Origin of the sequence: Allokutzneria multivorans (assembly GCF_039537405.1) — a bacterium.
GTDB lineage: Bacteria > Actinomycetota > Actinomycetes > Mycobacteriales > Pseudonocardiaceae > Allokutzneria > Allokutzneria multivorans.
In genome coordinates this window covers 233,702-248,404 of record NZ_BAABAL010000006.1, presented here as the reverse complement: position 1 = coordinate 248,404, position 14,703 = coordinate 233,702, and the positions used below count along the sequence as shown (strand labels likewise).

Sequence of the window (14,703 nt, the reverse complement as noted above, 5' to 3'; positions counted from 1 at the left end):
TGGTCGCGGTGTGCCAAGGCGATCACGAAGGGGCGTAGCTCAATTGGCAGAGCAGCGGTCTCCAAAACCGCAGGTTGCAGGTTCAAGTCCTGTCGCCCCTGCGTCGACGCAGTCGGTCAGCAAAGCGAGGAGTTCGCGTGAGTGAGCGCAGCGAGCAGGAACGGTCGGAAGGGTCTGACGACACCTCCCGTCCGGTTACCGCTGCGGCGCGGCGTGAGCGCCGCGGCTCCGCGCGTCCGGCTTCGCGCCGTGCGGCCAAGCGGTCCGAGGGTGCCTCCGCGAGCGGGGACTCCAAGGGCAAGCCGACGCCCTCCCGCGACCGCCAGGAGCAGCAGAAGAAGGGCAACCCCTTCAAGCGCTTCGGCCGGTTCCTCCGCGAGGTCGTCGCAGAACTCCGCAAGGTCATCTGGCCCACGCGCAAGCAGCTGGTGACCTACACCGCCGTGGTGCTGGTCTTCGTCGCCTTCATGGTGGGGCTGGTCGCGGGCCTGGACGTCGCCTTCGCGCAGGGCGTCCTCTGGCTGTTCGGCTAGGACCGGTTCCCACCGGTCGCCGGACGCGCGGCGCGCTCGGGTGGCGCACCGCGGGGACTGCGGGGAACCTGCACAGGGAACCCAGTGCGGGCGAGGCGTGTACAGACCATGTCGTCGCCCCGGCCCGGAACCCGGGCCGGTCGGTCGGACCTCCTTCGGTCGGGCCCGCGACGTACGAGAGGAAGCGAGACCGACTGTGACCTCCACCGACGGCGGCCAGGAGCTGGCCGACCTGTCCGACGAGCAGGTGCACGCCGCCGCGACCAGCGATGGTGACTCCGAGCACGTCGAACCGGTTGGCGAGGACTCCGCTGGCGACCCCGTCGGCGACGTGGACACCGCGGACACCGATGAGTCGACGGCGGACGAGGCGGACATCGACGAGCCCGTCGAGGACCCCGTCGCCGAGCTGCGCGAGGCCCTGCGCCACGCGCCCGGTGACTGGTACGTCGTGCACTCCTACGCCGGCTACGAGAACAAGGTCAAGGCGAACCTCGAGACCCGGATCGGGACCCTCGACATGGAGGACTTCATCTTCCAGGTCGAGGTGCCGACCGAGGAGGTCACCGAGATCAAGAACGGCCAGCGCAAGCAGGTGCAGCGCAAGGTGCTGCCCGGCTACATCCTGGTCCGGATGGAGCTCAACGACGGCTCGTGGAGCGCGGTGCGCAACACCCCCGGCGTCACCGGCTTCGTCGGCGCGACCTCCAAGCCCTCGCCGCTGACCCTGGACGAGGTCTTCAAGTTCCTCGCCCCGCAGGTGGAGAAGGACAAGGCCGCCGCGGAGCCCGGCAAGAAGGCCGCCGCCAGCGTCGCCAAGACCACCATCGAGGTGGACTTCGAGGTCGGCGAGTCCGTCACCGTCATGGACGGCCCGTTCGCCACGCTGCCCGCCACCATCAGCGAGGTCAGCCCGGACGCGCAGAAGCTCAAGGTGCTGGTGTCGATCTTCGGCCGGGAGACCCCGGTCGAGCTCTCCTTCACCCAGGTCTCCAAGATCTGACCGGCTCGACCGGTCGTTCCACACAAGAAAGCGTGGGAGAGCCAGCGCGGCTCGCACCACAACTGATCCAGAACCGAGGACAGAACATGAAGCGCAGCAAGGCTTACCGCGAGGCGTCGACCAAGATCGACAAGGAGCGGCTGTACTCGCCGCTGCAGGCCGTCGGCCTGGCCAAGGAGACCACCTCCACCAAGATGGACGCCACCGTCGAGGTCGCCATGCGCCTCGGTGTCGACCCGCGCAAGGCCGACCAGATGGTCCGCGGCACCGTGAACCTGCCGCACGGCACCGGCAAGACCGCCCGCGTCATCGTCTTCGCCGTCGGTGACAAGGCCGCAGAGGCCGAGGCCGCCGGCGCCGACGCCGTTGGCTCGGACGAGCTGATCGCCCGCATCCAGGGCGGCTGGCTGGACTTCGACGCCGCCATCGCCACCCCGGACCAGATGGCCAAGGTCGGTCGCATCGCGCGCGTGCTCGGCCCGCGTGGCCTGATGCCGAACCCCAAGACCGGCACCGTCACCCCGGACGTGACCAAGGCCGTCAACGAGATCAAGGGCGGAAAGATCAACTTCCGCGTCGACAAGCAGGCCAACCTGCACCTGGTGATCGGCAAGTCCTCCTTCGACACCGAGAAGCTGGTGGAGAACTACGCCGCCGCCCTCGACGAGATCCTGCGGGCCAAGCCGTCCGCCGCCAAGGGCCGCTACATCAAGAAGGTCACCTTCAGCACCACCACGGGCCCCGGCATCCCGGTCGACCCGAACCGCACCCGCGCGCTGCTGACGGACGAGGTGTCCGCCTGACCCCCGCGCACTGACGCCGAAAAGGCGGTCGCCCCCTCGGGGACGACCGCCTTTTCGCTGTTCTGAGCAGGAAGGGTGCTAGCAGGTCGGCTTGTAGGACATGATCAACCAGCCGGCGTTCATCTGCTTCTGGAGTTCCAGGCGGCCGAGAGGTGGGCCTGGATCACCGGCGGGCGCGCCGTTCATCGGGGGCTCCCAGAAGATCTGGCACGCGTCCAGGCTGGCCGCGATCCCGGTTTCCCTGGTCTTCACCTGGGTCTCGATGATCTTGGGATAGCGCAGTGGGTCGGTCACCTTGTCCGCGAGCAGGCGCACGGCTGATGTGCAGTCGGGCGCGTTGTTCGCCGCCGCGAACTCCGCGCGAGCGACGGGGGAGAGCAGGCCGCACGCACCTCCCGGTGCCTCGGGGTGCCCGTTGCCCGGGTCGTTCTTCCCGATGTAGGCGAGCAGTGCTCGCAGTGCCCGTACGGGTGTCGGAGGCAGACCGCTGACCCGCAGGAAAGCCGAGTCCTGGGCGCGTTGTTCTGCCCGCACCTGCTCGTCGCCTATGCGCCACCAGACCGCGCCGATGGTTCCCACGACCACGAGGACCACGCCGATGATCAGCAGCTCGAACCTCGGCAGCCTGGGGACCCCTAGGGCCAGTACGAGCAGGCCGATGAGGATGGCCCAGCTCCAGCCGGTTGTGATGTTCACCAGCCACACGGCCGCGACGGCGAGCGTCGCAATGCCCGACCAGCCCGGGAGCAACTGGTCCAGTCGCAGGATGCGGACGAGGAAGCCGAAGGCGAGTGCCCCGGCGAGGGGCCACCACGACCACTCGGTGAACGGCCAGAGCACCAGCGATGTGATCGCCAGGCTCAATCCGATCAGTCGGCGCTGGGTGAACCAGGCGAGAACTGACTTGCCGCTGGGACCCTTCGGCGGGCTCGGGTTCTCCCACGACGGGGGAAGCTGGCTCGGTTGTGACACGGTCACCTCCTGTTGCCGTCCATCGTGCCCGTCGCGGGGGCAGGGCCGGTAGCCGACGGGCCTGGAGACCCCGATTTGGGTGCGTGCGGGGGCTTGACGTAGGCTCATCGTCGTTCCACCGAAGACCGCTGGTTGTCTCTCCCGCTCTCGGGCGGGTGAGGACTAAGGCCCGGGAGGGCGCCCGCGCAGGAGGACGAGGCGATTTCGCGGTGCGCTCGCGCGTGCCGGATCTGCTAGCCCCGTGCCCTTGCGCCGGGGCTTCTTTGTTTCTCCCAGCCTGAATCCGGCGTGGACCCCCCGGTCCGCGCTCTTCGCTGTGGATTGAGACGAAGAAGCAGAGAGGAGGCGACCATGGCAAAGCCTGGAAAGGTTGAGGCCGTCGCCGAGATCGCGGACAGGTTCCGTGGCAGCTCGGCTGCGGTCGTCACCGAGTACCGAGGGCTTTCCATGGCGCAGCTCACCGAGCTGCGGCGCGCCCTCGGCGACGGCGTGGCGTACACCGTCGCGAAGAACACCCTCGTCAAGCGCGCCGCCTCGGAGGCGGGCTTCGAGGGCCTGGACGACCTGCTCGTCGGCCCCACCGCGATCGCCTTTGTCAAGGGTGAGCCGGTGGACGCCGCGAAGGCGATCCGGACCTTCGCGAAGGACAACAAGGCCCTTGTCATCAAGGGCGGCTACATGGATGGCCGTCCCTTGTCCGTCGACGAGGTCAACCAGATCGCGGACCTCGACTCCCGTGAGGTCCTGCTCGCCAAGCTGGCGGGCGCGATGAAGGGCAACCTCACCAAGGCCGCCGGGCTGTTCGCCGCCCCGGCCTCGCAGGTGGCCCGCCTGGCAGCCGCTCTGCAGGACAAGCGCGCCGCCGCCGGCGACGCCGCTCCTGCGGACGAGAGCTGACCAACCCCCACATTCCGCGCCCGCGCGTAGCAACACCAACGGCGCACGTAAGGAAAGGAAACCGCCACCATGGCGAAGCTCAGCACCGACGAGCTGTTGGACGTTTTCGGTGAGATGACCCTGCTCGAGCTCTCCGAGTTCGTGAAGGCGTTCGAGGACAAGTTCGAGGTCACCGCCGCCGCGCCGGTCGCGATCGCCGCCGCCCCGGGTGCCGCTGCCGGCGCCGAGGCCGCCGAGGAGCAGACCGAGTTCAACGTCATCCTCGACTCCGCGGGTGACAAGAAGATCCAGGTCATCAAGGTCGTCCGCGAGGTCGTCACCGGCCTGGGCCTCAAGGAGGCCAAGGAGCTCGTCGAGGGTGCGCCGAAGCCCATCCTCGAGGGCGTCAACAAGGAGGCCGCCGAGGCCGCCAAGGAGAAGCTGGTCGCCGCCGGCGCCGCCGTCTCCATCAAGTGATCATCGCGGCCTGAGCCGCGTGTGAGAACTGCCGCAGTGGGGCAGGTCCTGTTCGCAGGACCTGCCCCACTGTCGTTCCCCGCCCGTTATTCAGCCGTGACCACCAGTCGAACTCGGCAGTAACTTCCGGCGGACACGCTCGTTGTCCGGGTGTGACGCCGATCGCCGCGGCGTCTGCTTTCATGTTTCCCCTCACCCCGGGGAAGCGGTGACGAGCAGGAGGTGCGATGGGCGTCGAGGTGGTCGTCGAGGGCTTGTCCAAGTCCTTCGGGAAACAGACCATCTGGCAGGACGTCACGCTGAACCTCCCGCCAGGGGAGATCAGCGTTCTGCTGGGGCCGTCAGGCACCGGGAAGTCGGTGTTCCTGAAGTCCTTGGTCGGCCTGCTGCGCCCCGAGCGCGGCAAGGTCGTGATCAACGGCATCGACATCTGCCGCTGCTCCGAGCACAAGCTCTACGAGACCCGCAAGCTCTTCGGCGTGCTGTTCCAGGACGGCGCGCTGTTCGGGTCGATGAACCTCTTCGACAACATCGCCTTCCCGCTGCGCGAGCACACCCGCAAGACCGAGGCCGAGGTCAGGCGGATCGTGCTGGAGAAGATGGAGATGGTCGGCCTCATCGGGGCCGAGAAGAAGCTGCCCGGTGAGATCTCCGGCGGCATGCGCAAGCGCGCCGGCCTGGCCCGTGCGCTGGTCCTCGACCCGGAGATCATCCTGTTCGACGAGCCGGACTCCGGCCTGGACCCGGTCCGCGTCGCCTACCTCAACCAGCTGATCGTCGACCTGAACGCGCAGATCGACGCGACCTTCCTGATCGTCACCCACGACATCGGCACCGCGCGCACGGTCCCGGACAACATCGGCATGCTGTTCCGCCGCGAGCTGGTCATGTTCGGCCCGCGCGAGGTGCTGCTGACCTCGACGGAGCCCGTCGTGGAGCAGTTCCTCAACGGTCGCAGGCAGGGCCCGATCGGGATGAGCGAGGAGAAGGACGCCGCACAGGCCGCGGCCGAGCTCGCGGAGCTGCGGGCCAACGGCGGGGTGGACGTGCTCGGCGGGCCGAAGGGCGGTGGGGGAACGGGCATCGTGCCGCAGATCCAGCCCTCGCCAGGACTGCCCGTGCGGCTCGCGGCCGAGCGCAGGAAGCAGCGGGTGATGAGCATCCTGCACACGCTGCCGCCCGTCGCGCGTGAGGCGATCATCGACAGCCTCAGCGACGAGGAGCGCGCGCGGTACGGGTTCTACGCCGCGACCGCGCCGGCGCAGCAGTCCCCGGAGCGGACTCAGCCGATCCCGCTGCCGACCTCGTTCGACTCGCGGCCGACCCCGTACCCGCGCAACGCTCCGCAGGACATCGGCTGGGAGCGGGGTGAACGGACATGACCCAGGCGGGCCCGTCCTTCCCCGGAGCCGGGGCGCTGCGGGAAACCGGCCGGATGTTCGCGCTGGGCCTGGACACCACCAGGGCCGTGTTCAAGCGGCCGTTCCAGGTGCGCGAGTTCATCCAGCAGTGCTGGTTCATCGCCAGCGTCACGATCCTGCCGACGGCACTGGTCGCGATCCCGTTCGGCGCGGTGATCGCGCTCCAGCTGGGGTCGTTGACCAGGCAGCTCGGCGCGCAGTCGTTCACCGGCGCGGCGAGCGTGCTCGCGGTGATCCAACAGGCCAGCCCGATCGTCACCGCGCTGCTCATCGCGGGCGCGGGCGGCTCGGCGATCTGCGCGGACCTGGGCTCGCGCAAGATCCGCGACGAGATCGACGCGATGGAGGTGCTCGGCGTCTCGCCGATCCAGCGCCTCGTCGTGCCGAGGGTGCTCGCCGCGATGCTGGTCGCGTTGCTGCTCAACGGCATGGTCAGCGTGGTGGGCGTGCTCGGCGGCTACTTCTTCAACGTGATCCTGCAGGATGGGACGCCGGGCGCGTACCTGGCGAGCTTTTCGGCCTTGGCGCAGCTGCCGGACCTGTGGATCAGCGAGCTCAAGGCGGTGATCTTCGGCTTCATCGCGGGCATCGTCGCGGCCTATCGCGGGCTCAACCCGAAGGGCGGCCCCAAGGGCGTCGGCGACGCGGTGAACCAGGCCGTGGTGATCACGTTCCTGCTGCTGTTCTTCGTGAACTTCGTGCTGACGACGCTGTACCTCCAGCTCGTCCCGGCGAAGGGGATGTGACGTGACCATCTCCGACCGCGCGAAGCGGGTGGCGAACCGGCCGCTGGCCATGCTGGACCAGCTCGGCGACCAGATGTGGTTCTACCTGCGCGCGCTGGCGTGGGTGCCGAGGGCGCTGCGCCGCTACACCAGGGAGACGTTGCGGCTGCTGGCTGAGGTGAGCTTCGGCAGCGGGGCGCTCGCGGTCATCGGCGGCACCATCGGCGTGATGATCGGCCTGACCCTGTTCACCGGCACCGTGGTCGGGCTCCAGGGCTACGCGGCGCTGAACCAGATCGGCACGTCGGCCTTCGCCGGGTTCATCTCGGCGTACTTCAACACCCGCGAGATCGCCCCGCTGGTCGCGGGACTGGCGTTGTCGGCGACGGTCGGCTCCGGGTTCACCGCGCAGCTCGGCGCGATGCGGATCTCCGAGGAGATCGACGCGCTGGAGGTCATGGGCATCCCGAGCCTGCCGTACCTGGTGACCACGCGGATCATCGCCGGCTTCGCCGCGGTGATCCCGCTGTACGTGATCGGCCTGCTCACCTCCTACGTCGCCGCGCGCACGGTCACGGTGAACTTCTACGGGCAGTCAGCGGGCACCTACGACCACTACTTCAACCTCTTCCTGCCACCGGAAGACGTGCTGTGGTCGTTCCTGAAGGTCCTGGTCTTCAGCGTGGTGATCATCATGACCCACTGCTACTACGGCTACCGCGCCTCCGGCGGCCCGGCGGGCGTCGGCGTCGCGGTCGGCCGGGCCGTGCGCACGGCGATCGTCACCACGGCGCTGCTGGACTTCTTCCTCAGCCTGGCGATCTGGGGCACCACGACGACGGTGAGGATCGTCGGATGAGGGGCTCGCTCACGAAGGTCCGCCAGCGGCTGCTCGGAGTGGCCCTGCTGGCGATCATCGCGCTGTTCCTGACGTTGACCGTCGCGATCTACCGCAACGCGTTCAGCTCGGACGTGGTCGTGTCGCTGCGCACCGACCGCGCGGGGAACCAGCTGCTCACCGAGTCCGACGTGAAGGTGCACGGGGTCCTCGTCGGCGAGGTCAGGCGGGTCAGCAGCCGGGGCGACGGCGCCGAGCTGGAGCTGGCCCTGCACCGCGACAAGATCGGCATCATCCCGCGCGGCGTCACCGCGCGCCTGCTGCCGAAGACGCTCTTCGGTGAGCGCTACGTCGCACTGGTGCCCCCGGAGCGGGCGGGTGGTGATCACCTCGCGCCCGGTGACGTGATCGCGCAGGACACTTCCAGCTCAGCGGTGGAGCTGGAGCGCGTGCTGGCCAATCTCATGCCGGTGCTCCAAGCGGTGCAGCCGCAGAAGCTCGCGAGCACGCTCGGATCGCTCGCGACTGCCTTGCAGGGCAGGGGAAAGCCGCTCGGCGAGTCCCTTGTGGAGCTCAACGACCTCGTGCGGCAGCTCAACCCCGCACTGCCGGATCTCAAGGCGGACATCAGCAAGCTCGCCGACGTCAGCGCGGTCTACGACAAGGCGGCACCCGACCTGCTCCAAGCGCTCGCGGACCTCACGGTCACCAGCAGGACCGTGGTGGAGCAGCGCGAGAACCTCCAGACGCTCTACAGCACGGTCGACGGGGCGACGGCGGACCTCGGCGGCTTCCTCTCCGCCAACCGCAACAACATCATCGGTGTCGCGAAGTCGAGCAGGCCGCTGCTGGAGCTGCTGGGCAAGTACGCGCCGGAGTACCCCTGCCTGCTCAAGAGCCTCGCTGAGCTGCAACCGAGGCTGAGCAAGGCGTTCGGCCAGGGCACCAACGAGCCCGGCCTGCACATCACGCTGGAGATCACCGCCAATCGCGGGAAGTACGTGCCGAACCAGGACGAGCCGGAGTACGCGGACAAGCGCGGGCCGCGCTGCTACGACATCCAGCCCCGGCCGGAGCCGTTCCCGCAGTACCCGCCGGAGGGACCGGTGAAGGACGGGTCGAAGCCGCCCGCGCCGCCGCGCAACGCCAGCGACGGACTGCTTCCCACCGGCGAGATCGACGAGAACGGCAACGTCATCCCGGCGTCAGCGACGTCGTCGGTGCCGCGCGGCCAGGAGCTTGGGCTGGCGAACTCCCCTGCGGAGCAGCGCTACCTCTCCGCGCTGCTGGCCCCGTCGATGGGCCGGTCGCCGCAGCAGGTGCCGGGGTGGGGCAGCATCCTGCTCGGACCGATGTTCCGGGGGGCGGAGGTGACGCTGAAGTGAAGGGACTCGCCGGACCGCTGACGAAGCTGGTCATCTTCGCCACCGTCACCGTGCTCGCCACGGCGTTGCTGGCCATCACGATTGCCAACGTGGACCTGCGCGGAGCCACGGAGTACAGCGCCAGGTTCACCGACGTCACCTCGGTCAACGAGGGCGATGACGTGCGCGTCGCGGGGGTCAGGGTCGGCGAGGTGCGCGAGGTCAGCGTGGTGGACCGCAGGCTCGCCGAGGTGCGCTTCACCGTCACCACGGGCAAGAAGCTGCCCGAGTCGGTCACCGCGACCATCAAGTACCGCAATCTCGTCGGCCAGCGCTACATCGCGTTGGAGCGCGGCGTCGGTGGCACGGGGGAGCTGGCCGAGGGCGCGACCATCCCGGTGGAGCGCACGCGTCCGGCACTCGACCTGACCACGTTGTTCAACGGCTTCAAGCCGCTGTTCCAAGCGCTCAACCCGGCCGACGTGAACAAGCTGTCCTACGAGATCGTCCAGGTGCTTCAAGGCGAGGGCGGCACGGTGCAGAGCCTGCTCGCGCACACGGCCTCGCTGACGTCGACGATCGCCAGCAAGGACAAGGTGATCGGCGACGTCATCGGCAACCTCAACACCGTGCTCGGCACCGTGAACCAGCGTGACACGCAGCTGTCCGGACTCGTGATCTCCTTGCAGCAGTTGGTTTCCGGGCTCGCCAAGGACCGTGAGCCGATCGGTGCCGCGGTGAGCGCGCTCGCCGAGCTCACCGGAACCACCGCCGGGCTGCTGACCGACGCGCGGGCGCCGCTGCGCAACGACATCGCCGAGCTGGGCAAGGTGTCCAAGAACCTGGCCGACAGCAACGACGTCGTCGAGGGCGTGCTCCAGCGCATGCCGAACAAGCTGGAGACGATCTCGCGCACCGCCACCTACGGCTCGTGGTTCAACTTCTTCCTCTGCGGGGCCTCCGGCGAGGTCGCGTTGCCCGTGGTCGGCAAGCTCGCCGTGCCGGTCCTGCCGCCGACGCAGCCGAGGTGCCGCCCGTGAAGCCCTTCCGCGAGCGCAACCCCGTCACCCTCGGAGCCTCCGGGCTGCTGGTGATCGTGCTCGGCCTGCTGGCAGCGTTCTTCGCCGACGACCTGCCGATCATCGGCGGCGGAACCTCCTACCGCGCGCACTTCTCCGAGGCCGGGGGACTGCGCGACGGCGACGAGGTGCGCGTGGCCGGGGTGAAGGTCGGCAAGGTCACCGGCGTCGAGCTGGAGGGCGACCACGTGCTGGTGTCCTTCCGCGTCAGCGACACCTGGGTCGGCGACCGCACCTCCGCCGCGATCAAGATCAAGACCTTGCTGGGGCAGAAGTTCCTCTCGCTGGACCCGCAGGGCGAGCAGGAGCAGCGGCCGGGCCAGGCGATCCCGCGCGAGCGCACCATCGCCCCCTACGACGTCACCGAGGCGTTCACCGGGCTGGCCACCACGATCACCGAGATCGACACCGAGCAGCTGGCGAAGAGCTTCCGCGTCGTCTCCGACACCTTCCGCGACACCCCCGGTGAGGTCAGGGGAGCGCTCGACGGGCTGTCCGCGCTGTCGCGCACGATCTCCACGCGGGACCAGCAGCTGGCCACGTTGCTGCGCAACACCAACCAGATCAGCAAGACCGTCTCCGACCGCAACGCGGAGTTCGAGAAGCTGCTCGGCGACGGCAACAAGCTGCTGGAGGAGATCCGAAAGCGGCGTGATGCGATCAAGAACCTGTTGACCGGAACGCAGAAGCTCGCCGGTGAGCTGAAGGGCTTGGTGGCGGACAACAAGGCGCAGCTGCGGCCCGCGCTGGAGCAGCTGGAGCGCGTCACCACGATGCTCGACCGCAACCAGGAGAGCCTGAGCAAGAGCATCCAGCTGATGGCGCCGTTCGTCCGCGTCTTCGCCAACACCCTCGGCAACGGCCGCTGGTTCGACACCTACATCTGCGGTCTGCTCCCACCGTCGATCGGCCCGATCAACCCGGAGGGGTGCCGCCCATGAGCACTTCCGCCGCCAAGCTCAGCGACAACCTTGCCCGCCTCGTCGCCTTCTTCTGCGTCGTCGCGCTGGTCATCACCGCCGGCGTCTGGTTCGTTTTCCTTCGTGCGCCTGGGAAACGCGTCACCGCGTACTTCTCCGCCGGAGTCGGGATCTACGCGGGCGGCGACGTCCGCGTGCTCGGTGTCCGCGTCGGCGAGATCGTGAAGGTCGAGCCGCAGGGCCGCGTGGTGAAGGTCGACTTCCTCGTGGACGACGACGTGGACGTCCCGGCGACCGCGCAGGCGCTCGTGGTCAACCCGGCCGTGGTGAGCGACCGCTACGTCCAGCTCGCGCCCGCCTACACCGGTGGCGACAAGCTGGGCGACGGGGCGGTGATCCCGCGCGAGCGCACCGCGACGCCCGTCGAGCTCGACGAGGTCTACGCCAGCCTGGACAAGCTCACCACCGCGTTGGGACCCAAGGGCGCCAACGCGAACGGAGCCCTGTCGGACCTGCTGGACACCGCGGCCAGGAACCTCGACGGCAACGGGCAGAAGCTCGGCGACACGATCAGAAACCTCGGCGCCGCAACGGAAACGCTCTCCGGCTCGCGCCAGGACCTCTTCGGCACCGTTGACGGGCTGCAGAAGTTCACCTCGATGTTGTCCGCGAACGACGGCCAGGTGCGGCGGTTCACCGACCAGCTCGCCGACGTCAGCAAGCTCCTCGCGGAGGAACGGCAGAACCTGGGCGCGTCGCTGCGCGAGCTGGCCTCCGCGCTCACCGCCGTCGACGGTTTCATCAAGGACAACAGGGACAAGCTCAAGTCCAATGTGGACAAACTGAGCGGGATCACCAAGGTCCTCGTCGACCAGCGCGCCGCGCTCGCCGAGGTGCTCGACGTCGGCCCGCTCGCGCTCGGCAATCTCCAGAACTCCTACAACGGCTCGTCCGGAACGTTGGACGTGCGCGCGCACCTCAACGAGCTGACCGAGCCGCCGATCGTGATGATCTGCAAGCTGGTCAGGCAGACCACGCCCAAGCAGCTCCCGCAGCTGCTCGCCGACACCTGCGACAAGCTCGCCCCGGTGGTCAACGGCGTCGCGAAGCTGCCGAGCATCGCCGAGGTCATCCAGGCCCTCCAACAGGGCCGCGCGCCGTCGCTGCCGGTACCGCTGCTGTCCCCGTCTTCCGGCGGCGGCACGCCGGCGACGCCCGCCCAACCGCCTGCGGGAGGTGGCCGGTGAAGCGCAGGATCGCCCTCGTCGCCGCCGCGTTGCTGAGCCTCAGCGGCTGTGGTTTCGGCGGGCTCTACAACGTTCCGCTGCCCGGCGGCGCGGACCTCGGCGACCGCCCGTACCAGGTGAAGGTGCAGTTCCGGGACGTGCTCGACCTGGTCCCGCAGGCATCCGTGAAGGTCAACGACGTGCCGGTCGGCCGGGTGGAGGGCGTCGAGCTCGCCCCGGACGGCTGGACCGCGCTGGTCACGGTGTCGGTCAACGGCGACGTCGTGCTCCCGGCCAACGCCGACGCGCGCCTGCGCCAGTCGAGCCTGCTGGGGGAGAAGTTCGTCGAGCTGGCCGCGCCGCCCAAGGGCCGCGAGACCGGCAGGCTGGTCAACGGCGCGCAGATCCCGATCGAGCGCACCAACCGCAACCCCGAGGTCGAGGAGGTCTTCGGCGCGCTGTCGATGCTGCTCAACGGCGGCGGTGTCGCCAAGCTCCAGGACATCACCAAGGAGCTCAACGCCGCGATGTCCGGCAACGAGCCGCAGCTGCGTTCCTTGCTGGGCAACGTGAACACGCTCGTGAAGGACCTCGACGGGCATCGCGGTGAGATCACCAGGGCGCTGGACGGCGTGAACCGGCTGGCCGCGACGCTGGCCGGTCAGCGCGGCAACATCGAGACCGCGCTGAAGGACCTGACGCCCGGCGTGAAGGTCCTAGCCGAGCAGCGCGAACAGCTGGTCGGGATGCTCAAGGGGCTCGACAAGCTTTCCGGGGTCGCCACCGATGTGGTCAAGCGCAGCAAGGACGACCTGATCGCCGACCTGAAGGCGCTCACGCCCACGCTGAAGAAGCTGGCGGAGGCGGGCTCGAACCTGCCGAAGTCCTTCGAGCTGCTGCTGACCTTCCCGTTCCCGGACGCGGCCGTCGCGGGTGTGAAGGGCGACTACACCAACCTCTACGCCAAGCTCGATCTCGACCTCGGCAACATCCTGGACAACCTCGGCCGGTCGCGGCAGCCGCTGATCCAGCTGCCGATCCCGGGCCTCGACGGCGGGCGCCCGGCCGACCCGAACCCGCTGCCCAGGCTCCCGTTGCAGCTGCCGACCCCGTCGCAGTCGCAGCAGCCGCAGCCCGGCAACGGCGGCATCCTCGGCGGCCTGCTCGGTGGACTTCTCGGGGGTGGGCGCTAGATGTTGACCCGCAGGGCAAGACTCCAGCTCATCGGCTTCGTGCTGATCGCGCTGGTCGGCGTGAGCTACGCGGGCGCCCGCTACGCCGGGCTGGACCGCCTCTTCGGGCCGCGCGGCTACGTCGTGACGATGGAGCTCGCCGACGCAGGGGGCATCTTCACCAACGCCGAGGTCACCTACCGGGGCGTCGCCGTCGGCCGCGTCGGGCCGCTGCGCCTGACCGCCGACGGGGTCGAGGTGCAGCTGGACATCGACACGTCCGCCGCACCGATCCCCACCGACGTCGAGGCCGTCGTGACCAACCGGTCGGCGGTCGGCGAGCAGTACGTGGACCTGCGCCCGAAGTCCGACCAGGGCCCGTTCCTCGCTGAGGGCTCGGTGATCCGCCGCGAGCAGAGCAAGACCCCGCTGCCCGTGCAGTCGTTGCTGGGCAACCTCGACAGCCTCGCGTCGTCGGTGCCGACCGAGTCGCTGCGCACGGTCGTCGACCAGCTCGGCACCGCCTTCGACGGGCGCGGCCCCGACCTCCAGCGCCTCATCGACACCGCGCGCTCGTTCACCAGCGACGCCGTCCGCCACCTTCCGCAGACGTTGCAGCTGCTGCGCGACGGCCGCACGGTGCTGGACACGCAGGTCGCCAAGGGCTCCGCGATCACCGACTTCAGCCGCGACCTGCGCCTGATCGCCGACCAGCTCAAGACCTCCGACCCCGACCTGCGCAACCTGATCACCGCGGCGCCCGGGGCCGCGCAGCAGGCGAGCGGCCTGATCAGGGAGTCCGGCCAGAGCCTGTCGGAGACGATCGCGAACCTGCTCACCACGGCCAACGTGGCGCTGCCGCGCAAGGACGGCATCGAGCAGCTGCTCGTGACCTACCCGATGGTTGTCGGCGGCACGTTCACCGTCGTGCCCAACGACGGCACCGCGCACTTCGGTCTGGCGCTGAACTTCTTCGACCCGCCCGCGTGCGTGAAGGGCTACGAGAAGACCAAGCGCCGCACCGGTGGCGATACCGGTGCCGCTCCGCTCAACACGCAGGCGTACTGCGCGGAGGGACCCGGCAGCCCCGTCACCGTGCGCGGCGCGCAGAACGCGCCCTACGGGGGCAAGCCCGTGACACCGCCGCCCGTGCCGGGCACCGGTACCGGAGGCGTGCCGTCGACGCAGGTCTTCCAGCAGCCCGGCAGCCTCCTCGACCTGCTCAGACCGACCGGGCTCACCGGCCCCACCAGCCTCGGCCAGCTGTTCGGCCTGCCCGGCTGAGCACGCACCA

The 14,703-nt window shown here is 69.2% G+C and carries 15 protein-coding genes and 1 tRNA gene; 15 read left to right on the top strand and 1 reads right to left on the bottom strand.

Annotated features, from left to right (window positions below; translation table 11 throughout):
* Nucleotides 1-28 precede the first annotated feature (28 nt).
* The 4 genes from ABD798_RS10915 to rplA all read left to right on the top strand — a co-directional run bounded on the left by ABD798_RS10915 (nt 29) and on the right by rplA (nt 2,339).
* Nucleotides 29-101: transfer RNA gene (locus ABD798_RS10915), tRNA-Trp, on the top strand.
* A gap of 36 nt (nt 102-137) precedes the next feature.
* Nucleotides 138-533, top strand: a complete 396-nt coding sequence (gene secE, locus ABD798_RS10910) for a preprotein translocase subunit SecE (protein WP_344873401.1) — start codon at nt 138-140, stop codon at nt 531-533.
* A 196-nt stretch (nt 534-729) separates the two neighbouring features.
* Entirely contained in the window at nt 730-1,536 is an 807-nt protein-coding gene (gene nusG / locus ABD798_RS10905) for a transcription termination/antitermination protein NusG (RefSeq protein ID WP_344873399.1), read from the top strand.
* Nucleotides 1,537-1,622: 86 nt separating this feature from the next.
* Entirely contained in the window at nt 1,623-2,339 is a 717-nt protein-coding gene (rplA, locus tag ABD798_RS10900; protein ID WP_344873397.1) for a 50S ribosomal protein L1, read from the top strand.
* Between the two features lie 78 nt (nt 2,340-2,417).
* On the opposite strand, the gene ABD798_RS10895 is transcribed toward rplA, so the two are convergent.
* A complete protein-coding gene (locus tag ABD798_RS10895) occupies nt 2,418-3,311 on the bottom strand; it encodes a hypothetical protein (RefSeq protein ID WP_344873395.1) in 894 nt (297 codons plus the stop codon).
* A 351-nt stretch (nt 3,312-3,662) separates the two neighbouring features.
* On the opposite strand from ABD798_RS10895, the gene rplJ reads away from it, so the two are divergent.
* The 11 genes from rplJ (at nt 3,663) to ABD798_RS10840 (ending at nt 14,693) form a co-directional block, all read left to right on the top strand.
* Entirely contained in the window at nt 3,663-4,208 is a 546-nt protein-coding gene (gene rplJ / locus ABD798_RS10890; protein WP_344873393.1) for a 50S ribosomal protein L10, read from the top strand.
* Nucleotides 4,209-4,277: 69 nt separating this feature from the next.
* Entirely contained in the window at nt 4,278-4,664 is a 387-nt protein-coding gene (rplL, locus tag ABD798_RS10885) for a 50S ribosomal protein L7/L12 (RefSeq protein WP_086818836.1), read from the top strand.
* A 227-nt stretch (nt 4,665-4,891) separates the two neighbouring features.
* Nucleotides 4,892-6,046: an ABC transporter ATP-binding protein gene (locus tag ABD798_RS10880; RefSeq protein ID WP_344873388.1), complete on the top strand. Its 1,155-nt coding sequence runs from the start codon at nt 4,892-4,894 to the stop codon at nt 6,044-6,046.
* Nucleotides 6,043-6,831 (top strand): MlaE family ABC transporter permease, encoded by a 789-nt coding sequence (locus tag ABD798_RS10875; RefSeq protein WP_344873386.1) that lies wholly within the window; start codon nt 6,043-6,045, stop codon nt 6,829-6,831. Before ABD798_RS10880 ends, ABD798_RS10875 begins: the two co-directional genes overlap by 4 nt.
* A gap of 49 nt (nt 6,832-6,880) precedes the next feature.
* Nucleotides 6,881-7,669 (top strand): MlaE family ABC transporter permease, encoded by a 789-nt coding sequence (locus ABD798_RS10870; protein WP_344873984.1) that lies wholly within the window; start codon nt 6,881-6,883, stop codon nt 7,667-7,669.
* Entirely contained in the window at nt 7,666-9,033 is a 1,368-nt protein-coding gene (locus ABD798_RS10865; protein WP_344873384.1) for an MCE family protein, read from the top strand. The genes ABD798_RS10870 and ABD798_RS10865 overlap by 4 nt, the downstream gene beginning before the upstream one ends.
* Nucleotides 9,030-10,052, top strand: a complete 1,023-nt coding sequence (locus ABD798_RS10860) for an MCE family protein (RefSeq protein ID WP_344873382.1) — start codon at nt 9,030-9,032, stop codon at nt 10,050-10,052. The genes ABD798_RS10865 and ABD798_RS10860 overlap by 4 nt, the downstream gene beginning before the upstream one ends.
* Nucleotides 10,049-11,032, top strand: a complete 984-nt coding sequence (locus ABD798_RS10855) for an MCE family protein (RefSeq protein ID WP_344873380.1) — start codon at nt 10,049-10,051, stop codon at nt 11,030-11,032. Before ABD798_RS10860 ends, ABD798_RS10855 begins: the two co-directional genes overlap by 4 nt.
* Nucleotides 11,029-12,258, top strand: coding sequence for an MCE family protein (locus ABD798_RS10850; protein WP_344873377.1), 1,230 nt, complete (start codon nt 11,029-11,031; stop codon nt 12,256-12,258). Before ABD798_RS10855 ends, ABD798_RS10850 begins: the two co-directional genes overlap by 4 nt.
* The gene (locus ABD798_RS10845) at nt 12,255-13,430 is read left to right on the top strand and encodes an MCE family protein (RefSeq protein ID WP_344873375.1); all 1,176 of its coding nucleotides are present in this window, start codon (nt 12,255-12,257) and stop codon (nt 13,428-13,430) included. The genes ABD798_RS10850 and ABD798_RS10845 overlap by 4 nt, the downstream gene beginning before the upstream one ends.
* A complete protein-coding gene (locus tag ABD798_RS10840) occupies nt 13,431-14,693 on the top strand; it encodes an MCE family protein (RefSeq protein ID WP_344873373.1) in 1,263 nt (420 codons plus the stop codon).
* Nucleotides 14,694-14,703: the final 10 nt, after the last annotated feature.

Bases quoted from the DNA above. Each gene is read 5' to 3' on its own strand.
- rplA (WP_344873397.1), top strand. From the start codon at position 1,623: ATGAAGCGCAGCAAGGCTTACCGCGAGGCGTCGACCAAGATCGACAAG.
- rplJ (WP_344873393.1), top strand. From the start codon at position 3,663: ATGGCAAAGCCTGGAAAGGTTGAGGCCGTCGCCGAGATCGCGGACAGG.
- rplL (WP_086818836.1), top strand. From the start codon at position 4,278: ATGGCGAAGCTCAGCACCGACGAGCTGTTGGACGTTTTCGGTGAGATG.
- ABD798_RS10880 (WP_344873388.1), top strand. From the start codon at position 4,892: ATGGGCGTCGAGGTGGTCGTCGAGGGCTTGTCCAAGTCCTTCGGGAAA.
- ABD798_RS10875 (WP_344873386.1), top strand. From the start codon at position 6,043: ATGACCCAGGCGGGCCCGTCCTTCCCCGGAGCCGGGGCGCTGCGGGAA.
- ABD798_RS10870 (WP_344873984.1), top strand. From the start codon at position 6,881: ATGCTGGACCAGCTCGGCGACCAGATGTGGTTCTACCTGCGCGCGCTG.
- ABD798_RS10865 (WP_344873384.1), top strand. From the start codon at position 7,666: ATGAGGGGCTCGCTCACGAAGGTCCGCCAGCGGCTGCTCGGAGTGGCC.
- ABD798_RS10850 (WP_344873377.1), top strand. From the start codon at position 11,029: ATGAGCACTTCCGCCGCCAAGCTCAGCGACAACCTTGCCCGCCTCGTC.
- ABD798_RS10840 (WP_344873373.1), top strand. From the start codon at position 13,431: ATGTTGACCCGCAGGGCAAGACTCCAGCTCATCGGCTTCGTGCTGATC.